This window comes from Comamonas koreensis (genome assembly GCF_014076495.1).
Taxonomy (GTDB): domain Bacteria; phylum Pseudomonadota; class Gammaproteobacteria; order Burkholderiales; family Burkholderiaceae_C; genus Comamonas; species Comamonas squillarum.
The window spans coordinates 4,595,304-4,618,584 of sequence record NZ_CP043575.1 but is presented as its reverse complement, the minus strand read 5'-3'; the positions used below and the strand labels follow the sequence as shown (position 1 = coordinate 4,618,584).

The 23,281-nt window shown below is 64.3% G+C and carries 24 protein-coding genes; 17 read left to right on the top strand and 7 right to left on the bottom strand.

The genetic code is table 11. From position 1 onward, the window contains the following. Nucleotides 1-11: 11 nt before the first annotated feature. From F0Q04_RS21135 to F0Q04_RS21125, 3 genes are read right to left on the bottom strand one after another with little or no spacing between them, the layout of a single operon-like run. Nucleotides 12-1,025: a Bug family tripartite tricarboxylate transporter substrate binding protein gene (locus F0Q04_RS21135; RefSeq protein WP_116927017.1), complete on the bottom strand. Its 1,014-nt coding sequence runs from the start codon at nucleotides 1,023-1,025 to the stop codon at nucleotides 12-14. After that, nucleotides 1,022-2,038 (bottom strand): NADPH:quinone oxidoreductase family protein, encoded by a 1,017-nt coding sequence (locus F0Q04_RS21130; protein WP_182343399.1) that lies wholly within the window; start codon nucleotides 2,036-2,038, stop codon nucleotides 1,022-1,024. Before F0Q04_RS21130 ends, F0Q04_RS21135 begins: the two co-directional genes overlap by 4 nt. A 14-nt stretch (nucleotides 2,039-2,052) precedes the next feature. After that, on the bottom strand, nucleotides 2,053-3,237 hold the full coding sequence (locus F0Q04_RS21125; RefSeq protein ID WP_232539427.1) for a CaiB/BaiF CoA transferase family protein: 1,185 nt from the start codon (nucleotides 3,235-3,237) through the stop codon (nucleotides 2,053-2,055). A gap of 150 nt (nucleotides 3,238-3,387) precedes the next feature. Here F0Q04_RS21125 and F0Q04_RS21120 point away from each other — a divergent pair, with 150 nt between their 5' ends. Next, nucleotides 3,388-4,311, top strand: a complete 924-nt coding sequence (locus F0Q04_RS21120) for a LysR family transcriptional regulator (protein ID WP_182343395.1) — start codon at nucleotides 3,388-3,390, stop codon at nucleotides 4,309-4,311. A gap of 34 nt (nucleotides 4,312-4,345) precedes the next feature. Here F0Q04_RS21120 and F0Q04_RS21115 read toward each other — a convergent pair whose 3' ends face one another. Both F0Q04_RS21115 and F0Q04_RS21110 read right to left on the bottom strand, forming a co-directional pair. After that, entirely contained in the window at nucleotides 4,346-4,651 is a 306-nt protein-coding gene (locus tag F0Q04_RS21115; RefSeq protein WP_133248193.1) for a hypothetical protein, read from the bottom strand. Between the two features lie 159 nt (nucleotides 4,652-4,810). Further along, on the bottom strand, nucleotides 4,811-7,267 hold the full coding sequence (locus F0Q04_RS21110) for an IPTL-CTERM sorting domain-containing protein (RefSeq protein ID WP_182343392.1): 2,457 nt from the start codon (nucleotides 7,265-7,267) through the stop codon (nucleotides 4,811-4,813). Nucleotides 7,268-7,640: 373 nt separating this feature from the next. Here F0Q04_RS21110 and F0Q04_RS21105 point away from each other — a divergent pair, with 373 nt between their 5' ends. The 4 genes from F0Q04_RS21105 (at nucleotide 7,641) to F0Q04_RS21090 (ending at nucleotide 12,440) form a co-directional block, all read left to right on the top strand. Beyond that, a complete protein-coding gene (locus F0Q04_RS21105; protein ID WP_116927011.1) occupies nucleotides 7,641-8,156 on the top strand; it encodes a sigma-70 family RNA polymerase sigma factor in 516 nt (171 codons plus the stop codon). Beyond that, nucleotides 8,153-9,127 carry a FecR domain-containing protein gene (locus F0Q04_RS21100; RefSeq protein ID WP_182343390.1) on the top strand — a complete coding sequence of 325 codons (975 nt, stop codon included), beginning with the start codon at nucleotides 8,153-8,155 and terminating at the stop codon, nucleotides 9,125-9,127. Before F0Q04_RS21105 ends, F0Q04_RS21100 begins: the two co-directional genes overlap by 4 nt. A 116-nt stretch (nucleotides 9,128-9,243) precedes the next feature. Next, nucleotides 9,244-11,811: a TonB-dependent siderophore receptor gene (locus F0Q04_RS21095; protein ID WP_232539426.1), complete on the top strand. Its 2,568-nt coding sequence runs from the start codon at nucleotides 9,244-9,246 to the stop codon at nucleotides 11,809-11,811. Nucleotides 11,812-12,110: 299 nt separating this feature from the next. After that, complete coding sequence (locus F0Q04_RS21090; RefSeq protein WP_182343386.1) at nucleotides 12,111-12,440, top strand: hypothetical protein; 330 nt, start codon at nucleotides 12,111-12,113, stop codon at nucleotides 12,438-12,440. Nucleotides 12,441-12,890: 450 nt separating this feature from the next. Here F0Q04_RS21090 and F0Q04_RS21085 read toward each other — a convergent pair whose 3' ends face one another. Beyond that, the gene (locus F0Q04_RS21085; RefSeq protein WP_182343383.1) at nucleotides 12,891-13,964 is read right to left on the bottom strand and encodes a phage portal protein; all 1,074 of its coding nucleotides are present in this window, start codon (nucleotides 13,962-13,964) and stop codon (nucleotides 12,891-12,893) included. Beyond that, nucleotides 13,961-15,949 (bottom strand): terminase large subunit domain-containing protein, encoded by a 1,989-nt coding sequence (locus F0Q04_RS21080; protein WP_182343381.1) that lies wholly within the window; start codon nucleotides 15,947-15,949, stop codon nucleotides 13,961-13,963. Before F0Q04_RS21080 ends, F0Q04_RS21085 begins: the two co-directional genes overlap by 4 nt. Nucleotides 15,950-16,090: 141 nt before the next feature. On the opposite strand from F0Q04_RS21080, the gene F0Q04_RS21075 reads away from it, so the two are divergent. The 12 genes from F0Q04_RS21075 to F0Q04_RS21020 all read left to right on the top strand — a co-directional run bounded on the left by F0Q04_RS21075 (nucleotide 16,091) and on the right by F0Q04_RS21020 (nucleotide 23,254). After that, complete coding sequence (locus F0Q04_RS21075) at nucleotides 16,091-16,918, top strand: GPO family capsid scaffolding protein (protein WP_182343379.1); 828 nt, start codon at nucleotides 16,091-16,093, stop codon at nucleotides 16,916-16,918. Between the two features lie 67 nt (nucleotides 16,919-16,985). Beyond that, entirely contained in the window at nucleotides 16,986-18,017 is a 1,032-nt protein-coding gene (locus tag F0Q04_RS21070; RefSeq protein ID WP_182343377.1) for a phage major capsid protein, P2 family, read from the top strand. 91 nt (nucleotides 18,018-18,108) lie between these two features. Further along, entirely contained in the window at nucleotides 18,109-18,816 is a 708-nt protein-coding gene (gene gpM / locus F0Q04_RS21065; protein WP_182343375.1) for a phage terminase small subunit, read from the top strand. A 126-nt stretch (nucleotides 18,817-18,942) separates the two neighbouring features. Continuing rightward, on the top strand, nucleotides 18,943-19,431 hold the full coding sequence (locus F0Q04_RS21060; RefSeq protein WP_182343373.1) for a head completion/stabilization protein: 489 nt from the start codon (nucleotides 18,943-18,945) through the stop codon (nucleotides 19,429-19,431). After that, on the top strand, nucleotides 19,428-19,649 hold the full coding sequence (locus F0Q04_RS21055; protein WP_182343371.1) for a tail protein X: 222 nt from the start codon (nucleotides 19,428-19,430) through the stop codon (nucleotides 19,647-19,649). Before F0Q04_RS21060 ends, F0Q04_RS21055 begins: the two co-directional genes overlap by 4 nt. A gap of 7 nt (nucleotides 19,650-19,656) precedes the next feature. Further along, nucleotides 19,657-20,325, top strand: a complete 669-nt coding sequence (locus F0Q04_RS21050) for a hypothetical protein (RefSeq protein ID WP_182343369.1) — start codon at nucleotides 19,657-19,659, stop codon at nucleotides 20,323-20,325. After that, nucleotides 20,322-20,765 (top strand): hypothetical protein, encoded by a 444-nt coding sequence (locus tag F0Q04_RS21045; protein ID WP_182343367.1) that lies wholly within the window; start codon nucleotides 20,322-20,324, stop codon nucleotides 20,763-20,765. Before F0Q04_RS21050 ends, F0Q04_RS21045 begins: the two co-directional genes overlap by 4 nt. After that, nucleotides 20,758-21,309, top strand: a complete 552-nt coding sequence (locus F0Q04_RS21040; protein ID WP_021024760.1) for a lysozyme — start codon at nucleotides 20,758-20,760, stop codon at nucleotides 21,307-21,309. Before F0Q04_RS21045 ends, F0Q04_RS21040 begins: the two co-directional genes overlap by 8 nt. Beyond that, nucleotides 21,306-21,866 (top strand): DUF2514 family protein, encoded by a 561-nt coding sequence (locus F0Q04_RS21035; protein WP_182343365.1) that lies wholly within the window; start codon nucleotides 21,306-21,308, stop codon nucleotides 21,864-21,866. The genes F0Q04_RS21040 and F0Q04_RS21035 overlap by 4 nt, the downstream gene beginning before the upstream one ends. Nucleotide 21,867: 1 nt before the next feature. After that, nucleotides 21,868-22,383 carry a phage tail protein gene (locus F0Q04_RS21030; RefSeq protein ID WP_182343362.1) on the top strand — a complete coding sequence of 172 codons (516 nt, stop codon included), beginning with the start codon at nucleotides 21,868-21,870 and terminating at the stop codon, nucleotides 22,381-22,383. A gap of 13 nt (nucleotides 22,384-22,396) precedes the next feature. Next, nucleotides 22,397-22,771 (top strand): hypothetical protein, encoded by a 375-nt coding sequence (locus F0Q04_RS21025; RefSeq protein WP_182343360.1) that lies wholly within the window; start codon nucleotides 22,397-22,399, stop codon nucleotides 22,769-22,771. Nucleotides 22,772-22,777: 6 nt separating this feature from the next. Further along, the gene (locus F0Q04_RS21020; RefSeq protein WP_182343358.1) at nucleotides 22,778-23,254 is read left to right on the top strand and encodes a phage virion morphogenesis protein; all 477 of its coding nucleotides are present in this window, start codon (nucleotides 22,778-22,780) and stop codon (nucleotides 23,252-23,254) included. Nucleotides 23,255-23,281 lie beyond the last annotated feature (27 nt).

Here is a 23,281-nt window from a genome sequence, read left to right as displayed (position 1 = left end):
GGCGCCCTGGCTCAATCGGCCCTTGCGCCCGAGCGTTTCACAATCTCGGCCCATTTCTTTTCTTCGCTGCGCATATAGGCCAGAAACTCTTGCGGGCTCGAGCCCACCGGCTCGGCGCCCATCCGCTGGTACTGCGCGGCCACTTCGGGCTTGCGCAAGGCCTGCTGCGCGGCCTGGGCCAGTTTGCCCACGATCTCGGGCGGCGTGTTCTTCGGGGCCCAGAGGCCATACCAGGTGCTGGTGGCGTAGTCGGCAATGCCCGATTCCTGCATGGTCGGGATCTGCGGCAGCGAGCTCGAGCGCTTGGCGGTGGTCACGGCCAGCGCCTTGAGCTTGCCCGAAGTGATAAAGGGCATGGCCGAGGGCATGGAGTCAAACATCAGCTGGATCTGGCCGCCCATCAAATCGGTGAGCGCCGGCGAGCTGCCTTTGTAGGGTACATGCTGCATCGCGATGCCGGTCTTGAGCTTGAACAGCTCGCCCGACAGGTGCTGCGACGAGGCATTGCCGGCCGAGCCAAAATTGATGCTGGCCTTGCTCTTTTTCAGGTAGGCCACCAGCTCCTGCACGTTCGACACCGGCAGCTCGCTGTTGACCACCAGCACCAGCGGCACATCGACGATCTGCGTGATCGGTGCGAAGTCGTTGAACGAGTCATACGGCACCTTGTCGTAGACCGAGGGGTTGATCACCTGCAGCGAGGCGTTCGCCAGCAAGGTGTAGCCATCGGGCTGGGCCTTGGCGACCTGGGCTGCGCCCACCATGCCGCTGGCGCCGGGCTTGTTGTCGACAAAGATGGTCTGCTTGAGGCTCTCGCCCATCGAGATGGCGACGAGGCGCCCGACCAGGTCGGTGGGGCCGCCGGGCGGGTAGGGGATCACCAGCTTGATGGTTGAGGCCGGGTAATCGGCCGCCGATGCCGCGTGGGCGGCGGGCAAGCCGCTGCCCAGCAGGGCCAGCCCTAAGCCGGTATGCAGCAGCGATTGCAGGGCCTGGCGGCGCTGCGCGGAGTGGCGTTGTGTCATGTCTTGTCTCCTTGTATTTGTAGGGCGACCTTGCCCAGCACCTCGCGGCTGTGCAGCGCGTCCAGCGCCTCGCACAGCTCGTCCATGGCATAGACCCGCGAGATGTCGGGATGGATGGCGTCGCGCTGGGCCATCTCCAACAGCGCGGCCATCATGGCCTGCATGGCTGCGGCATGGCGCTGGCGCTCGTTGGCGGGCGTCCAGCCGATGTACTGGCCATAGAAGAAGCCGTGGATCGTCAGGTTCTTGACCAGTGCGATATTCATGGGCACCTTGGGGATCGTGCCGCTGGCAAAGCCGATGATGACGATGCGCCCGTTCTGCGCCGTGCAGCGCAGTGCCTGCAGCAGCAAGTCACCGCCTACCGGGTCAAACACCAGGCTCGCGCCTTTGCCGCCGGTCACCGCCTTGACCTGCTCGATCAAGTGCTGCGGATCGACCGCATGCTGCGCGCCATGGCGCAAGGCGGCCTGGCGTTTATCTTCGCTGCTGGCGCAGGCAATCACCTGCACACCGGGTACCTGGGCGGCCAGCTCCACGGCGGCCGCGCCCACGCCCGAGCCCGCGCCCAGCACCAGCAGGCTGTCGCCCGCCCGCAGCGCCGCGCGCCAGTGCAAGGCCGTGTACGCCGTGCCGTAGGAGATCGGCAGCGCCAGCGCGCGCAGTGGATCGAGCGCCGCCGGCACCGCATACACGGTGCTGGCCTGCACCTTGGCCTGCTGCGCATAGGCGCCCCAGTCGCAGATAAACACGACCTGGTCGCCCACCTTTACATGGGCCACGGCGCTGCCGCATTGCAGCACCTGGCCCACGCCCTCGGTGCCCGGCACAAAGGGCAGCGGCGGGGTCTTTTGGTACTTGCCCTCGATCAAGAGGCCGGTGGCGTGGCTGACGGTGGCATGGTGCACGTCGATCAGCACTTCGTCAGGAGCCAAGGCGGTGGGGGGCGCGGTGGTCTGGACGGCGGTCACATCGCGGGGCAGGCCGAAGCTGCGGCAGACAATGGCTTTCATGGCTGCAGCTCCTTTCACAGGCCCACGACCTGGCGGGCCGCCAGCGCGTCGATCTCATCTTGCGCCAGTCCCAGGCTGCGCAGAATCTGCTGGCTGTCGGCACCAATGCGCGGCGCGGGCAGCGGTGCATCGGGCCTGGCCGGCCAGGGGGTGGCTGCCATCAACACCTCGCCAAAATCGGGCTGCTGCACGGTCTTGAACGTGGCCAGGTGCCGGGCCTGCGGGTGCTGCACCACATCGGCCGCGCTATGCACCACCGCATGCAGCACGCTGTGCTGGTTGAACAGCGCGCGCAGCTCGGCCAGCGGGCGGCTGGCGACAGCGCAGGCCAGGTCGGCATGCAGCACCGCCTTGTGCTGCAGGCGCAGCGCATTGCTGGCAAAGCGCGGGTCGCTGTCCCAGCCGGCCAGCTCCAGCGCCTTGCCAATGCGCAGGAACTGATCGTTGTTCAGCGCCAGAATCGTCAGGCGGCCATCGGCCGCATCAAAGATGCCATTGGGCGCGCTGACGGCGGCCTTGACGGTCTGGCCGCCCAGCACTTCTTCCGACAGCGCGGTTGATTGCAGCGCGCAGCAGACATTGAACAGGTTCAGCTCCACATGCTGGCCCTTGCCGGTCTTCAGGCGCTGCAGCAGCGCCGCCGTGCAGGCCTGCGCGGCATAAACGCCAGTGGCAATGTCGGCCAGCAAAAAGCCGATGCGCTGCGGCGCGCCCTGCGCATCGCGGTTGCTGTTCATCAGCCCGGTGTCGGCCTGCATCACCGAGTCAGTCGCCGGGTTGTCGGCAAAGGGGCCGTCCGCGCCATAGCCGCTGATCGACACATAGACCGGCTCCAGGCCCAGCGCCTGGAGCGCGGCAAAGTCCAGCCCCAGGCGCTCCACCACCTGCGGGCGAAAGTTCTGCACCACCACATCGGCGCTGCGCGCCAGCTGCAGGATCAGCGCCTTGCCCTCGGGGTGCTTGGCATCGACTGCCAGGCTGTGCTTGCCGGCGTTGTAGGTGCTGGACAAGGTGCTGTGGCCATTGCGGGCTACGCCCACATGGCGGCCCCAGTCGCCCTGGGCGGGCTCGACCTTGATGACCTCGGCCCCCTGGTGGGCCAGCAGCTGGGCGCAGTAGGGGCCGGCCACGCCCTGGCTCAAATCCAGGACCTTGAAACCGGCGAGCGGGGTAAACCCCAGTGTTGACTCTGGCGTCACGTATTGTCTCCTTGCATGGCCCGGGCTATGCGACAGCAGCCCGGACGTTTGTTGTGAGACCCATGTTAGAAACATGAGGCCGCTTTGGGAACTGCCAAAGCACAGCCATCAGTGGTGATTCAGAATCAACAATCAAAAGGGAGGCCGGCCATGGACCTGAACCTGGTGCGTTTGTTTGTGGCGATTGCCGAGTCGCGCAACCTGAGCGATGCGGCCCAGCGCTCGGGCGTGACGCGCTCGAATGTGTCGCGCCGGCTGGCGCTGCTGGAGCGGCAGTTTGGCGCGCAGCTGCTGCGCCGTACCACGCGGCATATGGAGCTGACCCAGGCTGGCCGCATCCTGCATGGCCAGTGCCTGCAGGCGCTCAATGCGCTGCAAAGCGCCCAGCTGCAGATCGACCAGATCCACCAGACCATCAGTGGCGAGATCCGCGTGCGCATCCCCACCGGCCTGGGACATTTCCACCTCAAGCCGCTGATCCTGGACTTTTGCCAGGCGCACCCCGATCTGCTGCTGCGTCTCGTTATCAACGACCAGATCCATGACCTGGTGGCCTCCAAGGTGGACCTGGCGATCCACATCACCTCGGCGCCGCTGGAAGACCATGTGGCCACGCGCGTCTGCGGCATCGAGTGGGGGCTGTTTGCCACCCCGGCGTATCTGCGGGCCCTGGGCCTGGCGCTGCAAACCCCGCAGGACATCAAGCACGCCCGGCTGCTGGCGCCCCTCAATATCCACCACCGGCTGGAGTTTTGGCGGCACAGCGATGGCCTGCATGAACAGGTGCAGAGCACGCCGTCGATCCAGTCGGGCGACTACCAGTTCCTGTTCAACGCCGCGATGGCAGACCTGGGCGTGGTGCTGCTGCCCTACTATGCTGTGCGGGATGCCATCGCCCAAGACAGCCTGGTGCAGGTGCTGGGCGGCTTTGGCGTCAAAGGCGTGGGCGATGCGCTCTACATCGTGCGTGCACCCAACCGCCAGCCATCGGCAGCGACCTTGGCGCTGATTGAGCTGCTGGTCTCATCGATCCGGCAGATGGCGCCTGGCTGGCGCCTGGGCACGGTGGCTTAAATCCGTTGAACTGCCCATTGCTTGGGGCGGACCACTACACGCCAGCGGCCAGGCTGTAGACCGTCAAGCCGCCGTCTTCGCGGTCACGCATCAGCAGGCCAGCCTGGGCCATTTCCTTGGCAACGCAGTAGATCGTCGCTGCGGGCAGTGGAGCCCCACTTTGCGCCAGGTGCAAGGAGATGTCTGCGCATTTGACCTTGGAGCGGCCCAGCTGGACGATGGCCTCCAGCACCCGCAGCCGCGCGGGCGTGGGCCGTATGCGCACAAGGCGGCTGCGCTTGAACCAGTGGGCAGCGGGCAGGGCGGGCGCTGCCTTGCGGAGTGCGTGGTCATTATTCATCTGCGCATGCTGGCATGGAAACATGGAGCCGGTTTGTCGGACTATGGCAGTTTGTGTCAATGCCGGTAGGCCGCCGGGCCACTGCCGGTCGCAGCACAAGTCGGACACCCAGGGGCGCTGCGCCTGCGCCCCCTGGGTCTGGCTCCAGCGATCAAGCGCTTAGCCGATGCGCTGGCCGCGTGAGCGCATGCGCCAGGCGCCGATGACTGCGGTCAAGAGCGTCAGCAGTACGACGCTCCATTGCTGCAGGCTGGGGACGGATTTGACGCCGGCAGGCACTTCGGCGGCCGTCGTGGTGACGGTGGCGCTGGCCGTGCAGGGCTGTGCGGTGCCGCCGGTGCATTGGGCGGCAGGCTCGGCACTGCGCAGGCTAGCCTGGTTGGTCAGGCTGCTGCTGCCCGGCGCCGTGGCTGCAACCTGGGCTTGGAGCACATAGGTCAAGCTGGCGCCTACCGGCAGGCTGGCAATGGTCTCATTGAGCGGGCCGCTGCCCGCTGCAGCTGGGCAGGCCACGCCGCTGGCCGTGCAGGTCCAGGCGCCCAGCACCACGTTGGCAGGGGCTGGGTCGGCCAGCACTGCTTGGGTGATGGCTACCGGGCCGGCATTGCTGGCGGTGATGGTGTAGACCAGGCTGTCACCGGGCCGCACCGCGTTGGTGGCATTGACGGTCTTGCTCAGGCCCAGGATGGGCAGATCGGAGGCCGCCACGGTGCTCTGCGCCTGGCAGGGTGCAGCGGTCGGCGCGCTGGCAGGGGCGCACTGGGCTGTTGGCTCGCCCACCGCCAAGGAGGCGGTATTGACCAGGCTGGCGGGGGGCTGCGCGCTGACGGTGGTGCTCAGCTGGATCACCACACTGTCACCGGCGGCGAGTGAGGCGACAGTCACATCCACTGCGCCGGTGCCGCTGGCGGGCACGCAGGGCGCAGCGCCGCTGTTGCTACAGGTCCAGCTGGCATTTTCCAGGCCGGCAGGCAAGGGGTCGGTGATATGGGCCTGGGTGACGGGCACCTGGCCGGCGTTGTGCGCGGTGATGGTGTAGTTCATCGGCTGGCCGGCATAGACCGTGCCGGTCGCCTGTGCCGTCTTGCTCAGTTGCAGCAAGGGGTTGGGCCACAGATCGACCGTCACCGAGGCATTGCAGGGCTTGGCCTGGGTCTGGGCCGTGGCCGGGTTGTAGCACAGCCATTCGGCATTGCTGGCCGCCACGCTGGCGGTGTTGCTGACCTGGTCCATGCGGGTGGCGATGCTGTCCACTGTGGCGACCACGGTGTAGACCAGGCTGGCATTGGCGCGCATGCTGGCGATGGTCTGGCTCAGCACCCCGCCCGCGGCGAGGCTGCCACTGGCTTGAGGGCAGACTGCGAGACTGCCGACGGGCGACTGGCAGCTCCAGGTGGCTGAGGCAAAGCCGGCGGGCAAGCTGTCTGACAGGGCAACGCCCGTCAGCTCGGCCGCGCCTTCGTTCTTGACGGTCACCGTGTAGGTGGCGGTTTGCCCGGCATAGAGCGGGCCGGTCGCGTCCACGGTCTTGGTCACGCTGAGCAGCGGGCTGGTGGCCACCGATGCCGATGCGCTGCAAGGCGTGGGAAAGCCATCGCGGGCAGCGCAGCTGAGGGTGCTGGTGGCAGGCGGCTCGATGGTGGCCGTGTTGGTGATGACCGTGGCACCTGCGGGCAGCGGGTTGCTGAAGCGCGTATTGACGCGGAACACCAGGGCGCTGCCAGCGGGCAGGGTTGGCAAGACGCTATCGAGCGGAAAGCCGCCCGTGGCGGGCACCGGGCAGACGGCTGCGCTGCCGGCGGGGCGGCTGCAGCTCCAGGTGCTGCCGGCCGTTTGCAGGCCATCGGGCAGGGTATCACGCAGGCGCGTGCCGCTGGCGTCGCGCGTGCTGGCATTGGTGACCGTGATGTTGTAGAACACGGGGGCGTTGGCGCTGGCCAGACCGGTGTAGGCACTGCCATCGTTGTTGACCGCTTGCTTGGCCACCGACAGCGGCGGCGAGCACGAGGCCGTGCCACTCGACTGCACCAGCAGGCCCGAGGGGTCGCCCTGGTTGCCGACGACGACATAGATCGTATTGGCGCCGGTTCTAAAACCATGGTTGAGCACCACCGGTACATTGCCGCCGGCACCAAAGCCGCCAACGCCTAAACTGCTGCCGTTGTTGGTGTAATCAAATACTGCATCATTGACCAGAATGCGCTTGACCTGGTTATCCACATACAGGCTCAGGCTCAGATTGAAACTGTCGGGGTCAACGGACGGGTCCAGGCTGAATTGGTATTGGTAGACGTAATAGCTTCTGCCGTATTGCACGCCGATCCATTGGGCATTGCCAAACGGCGACTGCACCCAGGCGCCATTGCCGGCGCCGGGGCGGTCTACCGGGCCTTGGGCATAGCTCAAGGCGGCAGCGGCGGCCGGCGTGGTGATATCGCCCAAGGCTGAGGCAATGGACCAATGCGCATCGAGGCTGCCCAGCGCCAGCTTGGGGCTGTTGATGCTGTAGCCATTGCTGCCGTCAATGCCGGTATTGAAGATGGCCGGGTCCGTGCTGCATGAAATAACAGGCGCAGTTTGGGCCTGGCCCACCAGGGGATGCAGAAGTGCTGCCACCGCACATCCCAGGCCCACATAATGGGCCATCGCTATTCTGAAGCCTTTCATTGCATTCCTTTGTAAATAAGTTTATTCAATCCTGTTATGCATGGTAGTAGGATGAACAAGCGGCAGGAATGCGGCAATGTCAAACATCTTCAGGCTGGAGATTGTTTGACAATCTTTACGAATGCGGGCGATGCAGTTGATGCAGTGCAATGCTTGAGGTGCATCAAGGCAGCTGGTGGCTAAAGGGGGTGATGCGGGGGAGGCCGGTCGGTGCAGGGCGCTCGCCGCAGACCGTCGCACAAGGGTCTCAGACCTTTGTGAAAAAAGAATCATTATCAATTATGATCTTGCGGTTGTTTGTGTTTCCTCAACGGCCCCGCCCATGCCACAGCACCCGCTCCATCCTGAGGTGGAGACTATTTTTCGCCAGCACCACGCATGGCTGCGTGGGCGCCTGATGCTGCGCGCATCCAGCCACAGCGAGGCGGAAGATGTGGCATCGGAGACCTTTTTGCAGTTGACCGAAAAGGGCACTTCTACAGAAGGCGAGCAGCTGGATATCCGGCACCCGCGCGCTTTTTTGTCGACGGTGGCCAAACGCATCCTCATCAAGCTCTGGCAGCGCCAGGATCTGGAGGTGGCCTACCAGGACACGCTGCGCCATATGCCCGAGGCGGTGGCGCTGTCGCCCGAGACGCATGCCATGCTGGTCGAAGCCATCTGCCAGATCGACCGGGCGCTGGCCGCGCTGCCGCTGCCGGTCAAGACGGTGTTTCTGCTGTCGCGGCTGGAAGGCATGCGCTACCCGCAGATTGCAGCGCACATGGGCATCTCGCAGGCCACCGTCGAGCGCCATATGCGGCGCGCGCTGCTGCAGTGCCTCAGCTGCGCGCCATGAGTGGTGCATCCCTGCCCAGCGCCGCGTTGCGCGCCGCCGTGGATTGGCTGGTGCGCCATGAGGCGGAAACGATGAGCGCGGCCGACCACCAGGCTTTTGCGCACTGGCTGCAGCAGGATGCGCAGCACCAGGCGGCCTGGGCGCGCGTGGGCTCGGCGCTGGCCGAGCCGCTGACGGCGGTGCGCAGCCTGCAGGCCCATACCGACGGCCTGCATGCCCAGGCCGCCATGCAGGCGCTGTTCCAGACCCGCCGCCGCCGCGTGCTGCGCGGCGCGTTAGCGCTGGGCGGTATCGGTGTGGCCACCGCGCTGGTCGCAGACCGGCTGACGCCGCTGGGCCAGTTGATGGCCGATTGGCACACCGGCACCGGCGAGCGGCGCGAGTTCACGCTGGCTGATGGCACCACCGTGCTGCTCGATGCCCGCTCTGCGGTGGATGTGCGCGATGCCGCGGGCAGGCCCGCGCTGCAGCTGCGCGCCGGGGCCTTGATCGCCACACGGCGCTATGCCGGAGCCGCTCCATTGCAGATCCAGACCCGCGATGGGATGGCGCTCTTCGACGCCGGCCGCATGATGGCCCGGGTACATGCGGAGCGCACGGACATGGTGGCGCTGGAGCAGCGCCTGACGCTGCAGCCCCGCGAGGCGGCGCAGACCTTGCTGCATGCAGGGCAAGGCGCGCGCTTCAGCGCCCGGCAGCTCCAGCCCCTGGCGGGCAACGCGGTGCAGCGCGCGGCATGGCAGCAAGGCATGCTCGCCGTCGATGACTGGCCGCTGGCCGATGTGGCCCAGGCGCTGCAGGCCTATTTTTCTGGCTATATCCGCGTGGCCCCTTCGGTGGCGGATCTGCGTGTGTTTGGCATCTTCAGGCTGGAGGTGGAGGAGCTGCTGGGCACGCTGGGCCAGATGCTGCCGCTGCAGATCCAGCGTTGGGGGCCGTTGATCACGATTGGCGCGCAAGGTGGGCGCTGAAGGCAAAACCCCCTCTGTTGCGCGACCACATGCGCGCGACCCTATGCAAATAGATGAGGGGTTTTTCGGTTTCGGCGCACTGGTTAAGTAGTACCCAACGAAAAGGAACTTCTGCCGTGACCACTTCCCGCCTCCAGCGCCGCCATGCCGGTGCTCCATCGACCGTGCGCAGCTGTGCTGAACGCTCGCCCCTCCATGTGCTGGCCTTGGCTGCCTTGCTGACCTCTGCGCTGGCCCCTGCCGCCAGCCGGGCTGCCGATGCGCCCCCAGCCGCTGCCGTGCAGCTCGACATTCCTGCGGGCAGCCTGGCCGATACCCTGACCCGCATTGGCCAGCAGACCGGGCGCAGCATCGTTGCCGACCCCGCTGTGCTGCAAGGCCAGCGCAGTGCCGCGATCCAGGGCCACTGGACGGCAGAGCAGGCGGTGCGCAAGGCGCTGGAGGGATCGGCGCTGCAGGTGCAGACCTTGAACGGTGGCGCGCTGCAGATCCGTAAGCCAACAACTCCGCAGCAACCGGTGGCAGAGGCCGCGCCCGCAGCAGCCGCTGCCACGCCTGCCGAGGCAGCGGCGGCACCTGCGTCACCTGCAGATGCCAGCCACCAGCTGCCCACCGTGGTGGTGACTGACCAGCGTTCCGACAGCTCATTGATGCAGCCCACCCGCCAGGTCACGGTGATCGAGGGTGAGGAGCTCGATGACCTGCGCGCCACCTCGGCCAATCTGAACAGCCTGCTGGCCAAGAGCGTGCCGGGCATGTCCGATTCGAGCCGCAACATGAGCGATTTCGGCATGACCTTGCGCGGCCGAAATGTGTTGGTGCTGGTCGATGGCATTCCGCTCAATACCAACCGCGACACGGCGCGCAATCTGGTCAATGTGGAGATGAGCCGCATCGAGCGGGTGGAGGTGCTGCGCGGCAGCAATGCGATCTACGGCAGTGGTGCAACAGGTGGCGTGATCTCGGTCACCACCCGCCCGGTCGGCGGCCAGCCGGTGGCGCGCACGACGCTGGGTTTTGACAGCGCGCTCTCGCGCCTGAGCGGCGACGGCCTGGGCGGCCAGGTGCAGCACTACCTGTCGGGCGCGGGTGAGGTGGTCGACTATGAGGTCGATATCTCGGCCCGCCGCATGGGTGGCGCTTTTGATGGGCATGGCGACCGCGTTGCGCCCGATGCCAGCCAGGGCGATCTGTTCGATTCAAACACCTACAGCCTGGGCGGCAAGATCGGCTTTCGCATCGATGGCAACCAGCGCATCCAGCTGGCGGCCAGCCAATTGCGTGCGCACCAGAAGACCGACTACGCCAACGACCCCAGCGTCAACCAGGCGCCGCTGGGTTCGTTGGCGGCCCGCGCGATCCGGGGCCTGAAGCTGGCCGAGCAGAACCAGGTCGAGAACAGCCTGCTGAGCGCCAGTTACGGACACAAAGACCTGGGCGGCAGCCTGCTGAGCGCGATGGTCTACGGCCGTGACAATTTCGTGCGCTTTGCGCCCTTTGATGCGCGCAGCAACAGCAACCGGGGCAACTTTGTCGACCAGGTGATGCAGAACAACAAGGTGTTTGGCGGGCGCCTGACCATCACCACGCCGATTGGCGACGACAAGCGCGCCAAGCTGGTCTGGGGCGCAGACTACATCCAGGAGCGCAGCAATATGCCGCTGGACACCTTTGATGCCGCCACCTACGACGCGAGCGGCGGCCTGGTTTTCCAGCCCACCGGGCAGCGCATCTACATGCCCTGGGTCACCGTCAAAAGCGCGGGCGCCTTTGGCCAGCTGCAGCACAGGTTCAACGACCAGTGGTCGGCCGAAGGCGGCTTGCGCTATGAGAAATCGCAGGCCAGCTTTGCAGATTTTCAGCCGCTGTCGCAGTCGCGCCTGCCCAACCCGGCCACCGTGGCCGGTGGCAAGGTCTCGTATGACGCGGTGCTCTACAACCTGGGCCTGGCCTTCAAGCCATGGAAGGACCATGAGTTCTACACCTCGTTCAGCCAGGGCTTTGACCTGCCCGATGTGGGCCTGCAGCTGCGCAATGCCGGTGCCAAGTTCGACATCAATGCGTCCGATCTGGAGCCGGTCAAGACCGACAACTATGAAATCGGCTGGCGCGGCACGTTCGGCAACACCATGGCGACCCTGGCGCTGTTCCAGTCACGCTCGGACCTGGGCGCTGTCCAATCTTTCAACAACGGCCTGCACCTGACCCGCACGCGCGAGCGCATCCGCGGCGTGGAGCTGACCGCCGACCACTATGCCGATCACTGGTCCACCGGAGGCACCATCACCTGGATGCAGGGGCGCGAGACGCCGCCCGGCGCCAGCAGCGACCAGCCGATGACGGGCTACCGCATCCCGCCGCTCAAGATCACGGGCTATCTGCAGTACAACCCCAGCAGCCGCTGGAGCCTGCGCAGCCAGTTCAACTGGTTTGGCGCACGCGACTACCGCCTGGCCGATGGCAAGACCCAGTTTGCCCGCGCGGATGTGAAAAGCTACTACAGCGTCGATGTCGTCGGCCGCTACCAGTTCGACAACAAGAACCAGGTCACTGTCGGTGTGCAGAACCTGTTCAACCGCTACTACCTGCCGCTTTACAGCCAGCTGATGCGCAGCGGCAAGAACGACAGCCGCCTGCCAGCGGCGGGGGCGACCTTGACGGCGAGCTATACGCATAACTGGTGATCTTGGGGCGTGGCAGAAGCCGCCAACGAAAAAGCACCCTCGGTGGGGTGCTTTTGCTGTTCTGGCGGAAGCTCAGGGAGCCTTAGACCCAATGAGCATGCGGCCTGCGGGCGGGTTTTTATCTCTATAGGCCTAGGTATAGGCCAACGATTGAGAGGCTCGCCAGCGCTTGCTTTTTGGCGGAAAGCTGTCTTTTGGATCACCTCAAAACACTGGCCGCAAGCAGTGAATAGCTGTTAGTGCGCACTTCGGGGTCTTCGGAAATACTGTATAAATAAACAGTGTTATAGGAGGCCATCATGAAGCTTGAAAAACAGTACTTTTGGAAGATCCAGGTCTTTGGGAAGTGGAAGACAACCCGATTCCGTTGCACTGAAGAACACATCAAAGACGATCACCCAGAAGCGATATGCATACCTGAGTCGCTTGTTGAGCTGTCGGTGCCGGAGACAGAAGAAGAGATGTGGGAGCGGTACCGGACAAGCTCGACCGGAGGCGCGCTGATGAACCACCTACCGTCTATTTCCCAGACTGAGCCGCCAGAAGCCAAAGCCACCCACGGCTTGAAGTCCACCGTTGGCATACCCGCAGACCTGCTTGCATCGCTGGAAAAGGAAATACCTTTCTAGTCCGCGCGGCGCCGTTCTTCCCGCATTACGAAAACCGACGTTTCCCGACACTTAAACAGGGGGTAAAAATGCCGCGCCAGGCCCCGCCAGTGCTGGATAGCGGCATGGTCGGCAGTGCCGACGATTGCGACCTATTAAGCGAGCGGGCGCGGCGGGGTCTCGACCGCGCGCAGCGGGGATATGCAGGGGGTGGCGGGCAGGGCGGCTGGGGGCGGGGGTGCCCCTGGGGTGCGTGCGTGGGCCAGGGGCCGCGCCTGCGGGCCGCTGTGGGGCTGCGGGCACTGGGGTAAGGGGGTGGGGTGCCCATGCAAAGGCCCGCGCTGTGGCGGGCCTGTGGTGCAGGGGCGTGGGGGCGGGCGGGGCGTGCGGCGCGGGCTGGCCCCTGGTGCCGGGCCTGTGCCCGGCCTGCTGCGGGGGCCGCGCTGTGCTGGGTGGCGTGTGGAGCTGGGGCTACTCGGCGGCCTGGCCCTCGTCCAGCTTGTAGGGCTTGAAGCGCACCACCTCCCGGCCCGCCTGCGCGTTGATCGAGCCGGCTATGTCGGTCTGCAGCGTGGTGATCTCATTGCGCGCAAAAACCATTGCAGCTTTTTCCACATCACCGAAGCCGCCCGTGTTGTTTGGCAGCATGCCGATCAGCTGCGGCGGCACCCGGTGCGCGGCCAGCACATCGTCGCGGCTGCTGTTCTTGATGTTCAAGAAGTCATCTTTGGCCGCCACCTCACTGATAGGGATCAGCTGCAGGCCGTCTTTCTTGCCGCCTGGCGCATAGAAGAAGACGTTGCGGAAGTTGCCGCCGTTCTTCGTCTGGGTCAGCTGCTTGCGCAGGGCGTCAATGTCGCCCTGGCTTTGGGCCGGGTCAGTCGCGTAAAGGATGAAGCCTGCGTGCGAACCGTTGTTGTAATAGCGGCGGCGGAACAGCGTTGCGCTCTCGTTGAGCTGGGCCGACTGCATGGCGCCCAGGTAGCCGGGGACACCATAAATTTCCTGATGCAGATCGGGCTCGCGCAGGTGCAGGATAGACCCAGCTTTGAATTCGTGCGGCGACTGCAGATCCGTCACGAAAAAGAACCGGCCCGGATCGATGCCCACCCGCATGTATTTGGCCAGGGCGTGGCGCAGTACCAGCTTGTCACCCAGCTGGTTTTCTCGCCACTCCAGATAGCCGTTGCCCAGCACGCAAAAGTTAAAGGACATGGCCTTGAAGTCTGCGGCGCTGAGCCACTGGGTGGGGATGAACGTGCTGGCCAAGATGTTGACCTTGCAGCGCAGCGCCGATTCGTGGTGCGCGCCAACGCGCAGCAGGCGCGCCAGGGCGGCCAGGCTCACGGGTGGCTCATACCACTCGCCGTTCTGCACACACTCGGCATACTCCATCAGCGCGCTGATGCCGCCTATCACCGGCTCGGGATCGCCAAAACTGAACACCTCCACGTTGGAATGCTGGCCCGCTTGGGTGACTGGCGCGGGCGATGGTGCGGCCATTGCCGCCGTGCGCTGGGGCTGCGCGGGTTTGCGTTTTCTCATTGGGAATAGACCTCGATAAAGGATTGCGTTTGCGGCGTGGCCAGGCCGGTGCCCACTTCCAGCGCTTCGTTGCTGAGCGCGTTCATGCACGCCCATGCCAGATCGGCGTGGCCGGTGTCTTTGCTGCGGCCCGCCGCGTAAGTCACGCTGCGGCCGCTGGCCGTCATCTCGCGCTTGATGGCCATGAATGAAGCGGCCAGTTCTTTGTTGCCGGCGTCCCACTGCAGGCGCTGGGCCTTGATAACTTGCTGAGCTTTCATCACCAGCAGTGTTTTGCTTTCCACGCTGTAGTTGATGCCCCGTGCAGACGGGAAGAACTTCACCACCAGCTGGTGGACGGCATTGCCGATGCTGGTCAGGTCGATAGTGATCTGCTGCACGTTGTAGGTGGCGCAAATCTTCTTGATCTCGGCTGCCTGTGCTTCAAAGTCCAGCCCGCGCAGCTGGCGGGTGTACAGCACGCGCAGCGGGCCGCCCGGTGTCTCAGGCGGGGCCAGCACCACCAGGCCCGCGCTGTCGCCATTCAGGCTGGGGTCATAGCCCACCCATACCGGCTGCCAGCCAAAGGGCCGCTGGGTGAATGGCTTGAAGTCTTTCCACACCTCCCAGCTGTCCACCCGGCACGGCTGCAGGTTGGTCAGCGGGAAGACGCTAAACGAGTCATCCACAAAGCCGCACATCAGCAGGTTTTCGAACTCGGGGTCGGAGTACTCCAGCCGCAGTTCGTCCAGGTCGAAAAGATCGCAGCCCCCGGCCTCGGCGTCCAAGATGTTGACGATGTGGCGCCACACCTTGTCTTCGCCCGTGAAGCCGCCCGCCAGCTTGCCGTGGGTAATGTCGATATCGGTCTTGAACTTGCGCGCAAACTTCTTCGCGCTCCACAGGTCATAGGCCGCGTGCTGGATGCTCGATGGGGTGCTGAAATAGGTTTTGCGCCACTTCTTGTGAATGGCCATGCCGCTGGCCACCTTGTTCAGGCGCTCGAAGTCGGTTGTCCAAAAATACTCATCGAAGTAGAAATTGCCGTGGTAGCCCTGGGCTGTGCGCGCATTGCTGCCCAGGAAGTGCAGCTGCGCGCCGTTCGCCAGAATGATCGGTTCGCCTTTCAGCTCCACCTGGCAGACCTCAAAGACAAACGCCTGGATGTACTGCTTGAAGATGTGAGCCTGGGCCTTGCTGGCGGACAGGAAAATCTGATTGCGGCCCGTCTCCAGCGCATCAATCAGCGCCTCGCGGGCAAAGTACCAGGTGGCGCCGATCTGGCGGCTTTTGAGAATCTGGCGCGTGCGCTGGTGGCTGTTCTGCCACCAGGTCAGCTGGTACTTGAAGCACGATTCAATGAAGGCATCGCGCAGCTGCTCGATCTGTTCCTGCGATAGGAAGTTTTTGACGGGCTGCTTTTTGGCGGCTGCGTTGCGCGCATCGATATTGGGGTTGAGATCGCGCTCGCGGCCCGACTGGCGGTAATTGCTGATGCGCGCGAAGCGCTCCATTTGCCGCCCGAGTAGGTCAATTTCCTTGTAATCGCTGCCGGTCTTTTCCTCCTTGGCCACCAACTGCGCGTAGCGTGTTTCCGTCACGCCCTCGGCGCGCTCGGTGGGGCTCGCCTCTGCCCAGCGCTCTGCCTTGTGCCAGCCGTGCAGTGTGGCGCGGGCCACGCCCAGCTTTTCCGCGATGTGGGTCAGCTTCCAGCCTTGCCAATACAGGTCACGGGCCTGGCGCCGCTGGCCTGCCCCGCCATCGGTGATGGCGCAGCATTCGCCAGCGGGCCAGCCGTCAAGCGCGAACGGCAGGCCCTTGCCATCGGGCGATATCTCTTTGAGGACAGCAGCTGTAAACGCCTGCTCGGGCGTCACCGTGGTGATGTGCGGCCCGCATTTGCCACGCTTCTTGGCCAGGCGTTTGACGGCGCGCGCCGGCGCGCCACTGTCGGCGGTGCCGGTGGGCGCTGGGATGACTGGCGGCTTTTGCGGTGCTACTTTCATTCCGCCAGTGTCTGCCGCGCGCGCGCGGAAATCGACAAGTGCAAATTGTCCGAAACGCAGCCACAGCGCGCGGTGATTGCTACAAAAACAGGGTGCGCGGAACATAGCGATAGATCAACAACCGCTTAACCGAGCCGCACCATGCCAAGCAAATTCTTTCGAGTTGCCACTGAAGGCGCTACCACCGATGGCCGCACCATCCAGCGCAGCTGGATTGAACAGGCTGCCGCCAACTACAACACCGGAAAGTACCAGGCCCGCGTCTGGCTGGAACACATTCGCGGCGTGATGGCCGACAGCGCCTTTGCGGCGCTGGGCGATGTGACCGCCCTCAAGGCGGTGGCCAATGCCGAGGGCAAGATGGAACTGTTTGCCCAGGTGGAAGCACTGCCCGCGCTGGTGGCCATGAACAAGGCCAAGCAAAAGATCTTCACCAGCATTGAAATCGACCCCGACTTTGCGAAATCCGGCCAGGCATACATGGTCGGCCTGGCTGTCACGGACAGCCCCGCAAGCCTGGGAACGGAGGTGCTTGCATTCTCTGCTGAGCACCCAGAAGCCAACCCCTTTGCCAAGCGCAAAACCAACCCGTCCACCCTGTTCACTGCTGCCCTCGAAACCGATCTGGGCCTGGAAGGTGACGCCGAGGGCATCGCCAGCGCAATGCTGCAGAAGTTCAACGATGTGATCGACAGCATCAAGGGCCTGGCAGCCACCAAGCCCGCAGCGGGCGACACCGCCTTTGCAACCAAGGTCATGGAAGCAATGGGCGTGACTGGCACCGCGCTGCAGAACATGGCCAAGGAAAACGCCGAGCTGCTGGGCAAGTTCACCGCCCAGGGCACCGAGCTGGAAACGCTCAAGAAGGACTTCGCCGCCCTGAAAGCCAAGCTCGAAGGCACCGAGAACCACACCGGCCAGCGCCCCGCTGCCACCGGCAAGGATGCTTCGGAGCTGGCCGACTGCTAAGCAAGTTACAGCCGCTCAATAGCCGCTCTCACCAACAACCGACACCAGTTTTTATAGGGACGCAACCATGCGCAACGATACCCGCCTGAAATACACCGCTTACGTGGCACGGCAAGCCGCGCTGTCCAACGTGCAAGACGCCGCCGTCAAGTTCGCCATCGCGCCCAGCGTGCAGCAAACCTTGGAGCAACGCATTCAAGAATCCAGTTCGTTCCTGGGCAAGATCAATATCGTCCCGGTGGACGAGATGATGGGCGAACGCCTGGGCTTGGGCGTCGACGGCCCCATTGCAAGCCGCACCGATACCAGTGGCGACAAAGAACGTCAGCCGGTCGATGTGTCCGAAATGAGCCAGTACAGCTACCAGTGCGCCAAGACCAACTACGACACGGCCATTCGTTATGCCAAGCTGGATATGTGGGCCAAGTTCCCGAACTTCCAAAAGTTGCTGTCGGCTTCCATCATCCAGCGTTGCGCACTCGACCGCATCATGATCGGCTTCAACGGCACCAGCGTGGCGGCGAACACCAATCGTGTAGCCAATCCCCTGCTGCAGGACGTTAACAAGGGCTGGCTGCAGGATCTGCGCGAGAACCGCCCGCAAGGCGTGATGACTGGCGGCATTACCGCTGGCAAAGTTAAGGTCGGCGCTGATAAAGACGGCGAAAAGCTGGCCGATGCAGACTATGGAAGCCTGGACGGCTTGGTGTATGACGCTCGCCATGCCCTGATTGCCCCCACGTTCTCGGAAAGCGCTGATTTGGTGGCTATCGTGGGCCGCGACCTGATGCATGACAAGCTGTTCCCCATCGTGGACGGCCAGGACGCACCCACCGAGATGCTGGCCGGCAGCTTGGTCGTCAGCCAAAAGCGCCTGGGTGGTCTGCAGGCTGTCACGGTGCCCAATTTCCCGCCCAATGCTGTGATGGTCACCAGCTTGGACAACCTGTCTATCTACTACCAGGCCAGCGCACGCCGGCGCATGGTCAAAGACCAGCCGGAAAAAGACCGCATCGCTACGTTTGAATCGTCCAACGATGCATTCGTGATCGAGAACCTGGAAAAGGCCTGCCTGGTCGAAAACATCGAACTGGCCTAAGCCCAGCGCACCGGCCTGCCATCGGCGGCTAAAAAAATAGGCCGCTCTTTAGCGGGCCGGTGCCCACCAACACCAAGCGGGGAACATCCACATGCGACAGACACCAGCCCAAGCGCACTACATGCGCACCATGGCTGCCCTGGCGGCCAGCGCTGGCAGTGCCGCCGACGCCTACGGCCAGACCATCGGCACCGCCTACGAACTGCAGCTTGTGCAGTTGCACCAACACCGCATTGCGCTGAAAGACCTCAAGAGCAATGAGCGCAAGGCCGAGGCCAAGCGCGCCATGCTGCCCGAATACGACGCCTACCTGGCCGGGGTGTTTGACACCAAGCCTGGCACGCAGGACGAAGTGGTGGCCACCATCCTGATCTGGGCCATCGACGCGGGTGACTATTCGCGCGCCATGCTCCTGGCCGAATACGCTCTGGCGGCTGGCATCAATCCGCCCGACAACTACAACCGCGATATGGCCAGCGTGGTGGCCGAGGAAATCGCCGAAGCCGTACTGGCTGGCCGTCTTGCTGGCCCCGAGGCCGTATCTGTCACCCAGCGCGTGCTGGAGCTGACCGCCGAGGCCGACATGCATGACCAGATCAAGGCCAAGCTGAACAAGGCCGCAGGCTGGGCGCTGCTGGGCAAGACCAACAGCCAGGACATCGCCATGGATGCCAAGGGCCGCACGCTGCAGGTGTGCAGCGCAGCCCTTCCGTACCTGCAACGCGCCATGGAGCTTGATCCACAGCGCGCAGGCGTCAAAAAAGACATTGAGCGATTGGAAGCGCGCCTTAAAAAGTAGCGCCCCAATCGCCGCACCAGTCGCACCCCGCGAGCCGTGGCGGCCCCAGGGCAAAGGCAGCATTGATTTGCCAACGCCTGATGCCCTGGGCCACCGCCACACCTAACACCCTGAAAGCCTGACGCTGTGAATTCGCCATTTGTCGCTGTCGCCAACCCGCCTATCAAGGGCGCCGAGCCATCGGTGGCCAATGACGGCTGGTGGCCCGATGTGAACTGCGAGAAGCTGCGCGAAGACGCCAGGCTCGATGGCACCGTGACGCCGCCCCGCCTGCTGCTGGCCGTGGAAGAGGCCATGCTCAGCGTCAACAGAGAGCTGGCCGACTGGCAGGCGGCCCAGGTGGTGCTGGGTTATACCAGCCTGGCTGATGTGCCTGCCACCCAGCTGGGCGGCCAGAGCGTGAAGCTCAAGCACTATCTGCGGGCCATCCAATCGCATGTGCAGTCGCAGCTGGCCAGCGCATACCGCGACATTGACACGCTGCCAGATGGCGCGGGCAAAGAAAGCCGGGTGCGCAGCGCGCTGGAGATCCGGCAAGACAGCCTTGACACCCGCACCCGCCACGCCATTGCCGACCTGCAGGGCTTGCCCCGCGTGATTGCCGAGCTGCTATGACCGGCGTGCAAAACACCATCACCGTGCGGGCGCTGCAAAACGATGTGCTCGATGCGCTGGTCAATCGCCACCTGGGCAGCACAGCGGGCCACGTAGAGGCCACGCTTGCCGCCAACCCGGGCCTGGCCAAGGTGGCCATGGATATCCCCATGGGCATGCCCGTGCGCCTGGTCAAGGCCGTGCAGCCCGTGCAAGACCGCATCAACCTTTGGGACTGACAACACCATGAACAAGCTGCAAACCTATTTGACCGAAGCCGGTGTGCCCGCTGAGCTGCACGCCCAGGCGCTGGCCAGCCTGCAAAGCGCGCGCAAGCCTGCATTGATCCGCTTTTGGCTGGGCCTCACTGCGCCCATCGTGTGGCTGTTCATCGCTGCACTGCTGCCCCGCAAGGCCGAGCAGCTGCCGCGCTGGCTGCGCTGGTACGACAACAACATCAGTATCAACGGGGACCGCTCTGACTGGGCGCTGATCGATGGGCGGCATGTGCGCATGCCCGCGCCCGACGAAGATGTGGTGCATGACGATGGCCAGCATGTGAGCTACTGGCCGCCGTACAGCCCGCGCAGCTTCTTGCCGCGCTGGAATTTCAACGGCATCCGCAACCGCTGCGGCTGGCTGGCCAAGAAGTGGGGGCAGCCCCTGGATGGCATCGCCTATCGCGCTGGGCTGCCGGTGCTGGATGGCGAATGGGGCAACCCCGATATCGGCCGCCAGGTGATGGGCATCCGCGTGGCCTGCGCCGGTGGCGTCTGGCAGCTGGTGCGCACCAGCAAGCTGTGGGGCGGCACCAAGACCGAGAACTACGGGTTTGAAGTCCTGAACGCAAACACTATCGACCGCTTTGCCACATGCACATGGACGGCATGGAGCTGGAAGGGGCCTAAAAAATGAACATCAAGGCCCTTTGGGTTGAAAGCCGCACGTTTGTTGTAGGGCGCATCAGCGCAGGCGCAACCTATGTTTTTGGCAGCCTCACGACTGCGGGCGGTGCGGCGAAGGCCGCGACTGACGCCAATGTGGTGCCGGCGTGGTTTCCAACTATCACGGTGGACACAGTGCTTTTGATTATCGGCGCAGCTATGACGGTGGCCACCGGCCTGGTTTCCATCTGGGCGCAGCGCCAAGGCGTGAAAGCCAAGCAGGCGGAGAAGCGCCGCAGCGACCGGGCCGAAGAACGCAACCGCATGGCATGGGTGATGGAAATGCTGGAGAAGCACGGCGAAGAAAAGATGGTGAGCACCTTTGGCCAGAACTGGCGCGAGCGTGCGATTCAGATTCAGCGCCACCCTGGCAATGCCTCTACCGACTTCGGGGGGCTGGCCGATGACTAGACCCCTGCCATACGTTCCCAAGAACACCATCATTGCCAAGGGCGCCACCGCTGTGGCGGGCGCCGTTGCGGCCATCCTGCTCACCACCTTGCCGGTGGACGAGGGCCGGGTGCTGCCTGCCTACCTCGACCCGGTGGCCATCCCCACCATTTGCGAGGGCTGGACGCGCGGCGTAAAGCTGGGCGATGTGGCCACGAATGCCGAATGCGATGCACTCACCCTGCAGGGCATACAAGAAGCCTGGCAGATTTTTGAGCGCTGGGTGCCTGCTGAGGTGCGCGACAGCATGCCGGCCACCAGCGTGGCCGCGTTCCTCTCATTCATCTACAACACCGGCCCGGGTGCGCCAGGTGTGAAGGATGGCTTTGTCTACCTGGAAAAAGGCACTTACAGCACCATGCTGCGCCTGCTGCGCGCGGGCGATGTGGCTGCCGCTTGTCGCCAACTGCCGAATTGGGCAATGGCCAAGGGGCGCAAGCTGCGCGGCCTGGCCTTGCGCCGTGATCGAGAAATGGCCATGTGCCTGAAAGACCTCAAGCCATGAAGCAACAACGCGGAATGCTGGATCTATCCAAGGCGGCCATCGTGGCCGGGCTGGTAGTGCTGGTCCTGGTGGTGGGCCTGGTGCAGCAAAACCGCATCAGCAAGCTGCGGCTGCAGCACGCCGACACGCTGACCGGCATCGCGCAGTCCAATGCCAAGGCCTATGAAGCGCTCGACCGCTACCGCGCAGCCGTGGACACTGCGGGCCGCGCGCTCGCGCAACAGATTCAAACGCAAGAAGGGGAAACCAATGCAAAGATTGAGGCGCTGTCTGATCTTGCTGGCCGCGAGCGCACTAGCCGCTTGCGCGACCAGCGAACCTACACCGACAGCATCGGTTATTGGCAAGGTGTGGCCAGGCGTGCCAGCACTGACGGCGAGCGCCAAGCAACTGCCGCCGCCATCGGAGTGCTTGCCGACCTGCACGCAAGACTTGATGAACGAGCGGGAATCTACGCGGGCCAGGCTGACCAATGCCGAGTCCGAGGCCTGGCCTGCGAAAGAGCCTACCAAACCGTAGCGGACATGATTAACGCCGGCCCACCCAAGGACGAATAGCATGTGGAAGCTGCAAAGCCTGCGCACCCTTATCGAGGCCGCAGTCCCTGACCTCAAGGCCAACCCCGAAAATCTCGAAGTGGTGGCCACCTCGGGCCGGGCGGTGGGCACGATGGCAAAAAGCCTGTCGTTTGAATATGCCTACACCATCGAAGTGGCGGTGCTGGACTTCACTGGCCACACCGATGCGCTGTTTGTGCCGCTGATGGCCTGGCTGCGCGTCCACCAGCCTGAACTGCTGCTCAACCCCACCAGCCAGGCCAGCGGCCTGCAGTTTCGGGTGGAGCTGCTCAACACCGCAGCCGCCGATATCGGCATTCGTGTGCCCGTCACCGAGCGCGTGATTGTCACCGCCGACCCCAGCCACCCCACGCGCCTGATTTGCGACCACCCCGCCGAGCCCCAGGTGGTGGGCACCAACCGCCTGCCCGAGCATTGGCAGCTGTGGCTCAAAGACCAACTGCTGGCCGAATGGGACATTCCCACCCCGCCAGATGAAGGCCGATTTGTCCTATAGCTATGGAGCCCGCATGCAAACCATCCAGAAATACGCATTCACGTTCTTTGTCCTGGCCTGGGACTGGTGCCGGCAGGTGCGCGGCGCGTGGCGCAGGCGCCAGTGGCGTGCATTGGCCCGCAAATGCAAGGGTCTGGCAGCTGTCACCCTGTCCATAGTGTTGGCCGGCATGCTGCTGGCTGGCTGTACTGTGGTGCCGGCCAATACGGCGGCGCGGTACTGCGAACTTCTGGACATTGCCTTGCAAGAGGGAGACTTTGCCGAGGGGTGGTACATCAGGGCAGGGGAAGTGTTGGACGATTGCGGCGTGCGAGATGCAAAGCCCCGCGCTGAATATGCGGCTTGCCGAACCAGACGCTTTAACGACAACAGCGTGATTTGCGAGTAAGCGGCAATGGCAGACTTTCGCGCCATTGAAGACTGGGCCGGCCACCTGCTGGCCAAGCTCGACGGCACCGCACGCCGGCGCCTGGCGGTGGACATTGCGCGCAAGCTGCGCACGGCCAACACCCAGCGCATGCGCGCCCAGACTGACCCCGATGGCAACGCCTGGAAACCGCGCAAGGCCCCCAGCGGCGCATTGCGCAGCAAGCGCGCCCAGGTGCGCCAACAGGCCCAGCAGCGCAAGCCCATGTTTGCCAAGCTGCGCATGCAGCGCAACATCCGGGCGCGCAGCGAGGGCGGCAACGCGGCGGTGGTGGAGTTCGTGGGCCGCGCCCAGCGCATTGCCCGCGTGCATCACTACGGCGAAACCGATCTGGTGAACCCTGGCGGCCCAAGCTACGACTACCCAGCCCGCGAGCTGATTGGAATCAGCAAAGATGACATCGATTGGCTGCGCGAATACCTGCTGGACTACCTGAGCAAGTAGCGGCCACCCGCTGCAAAAAATGTGCGA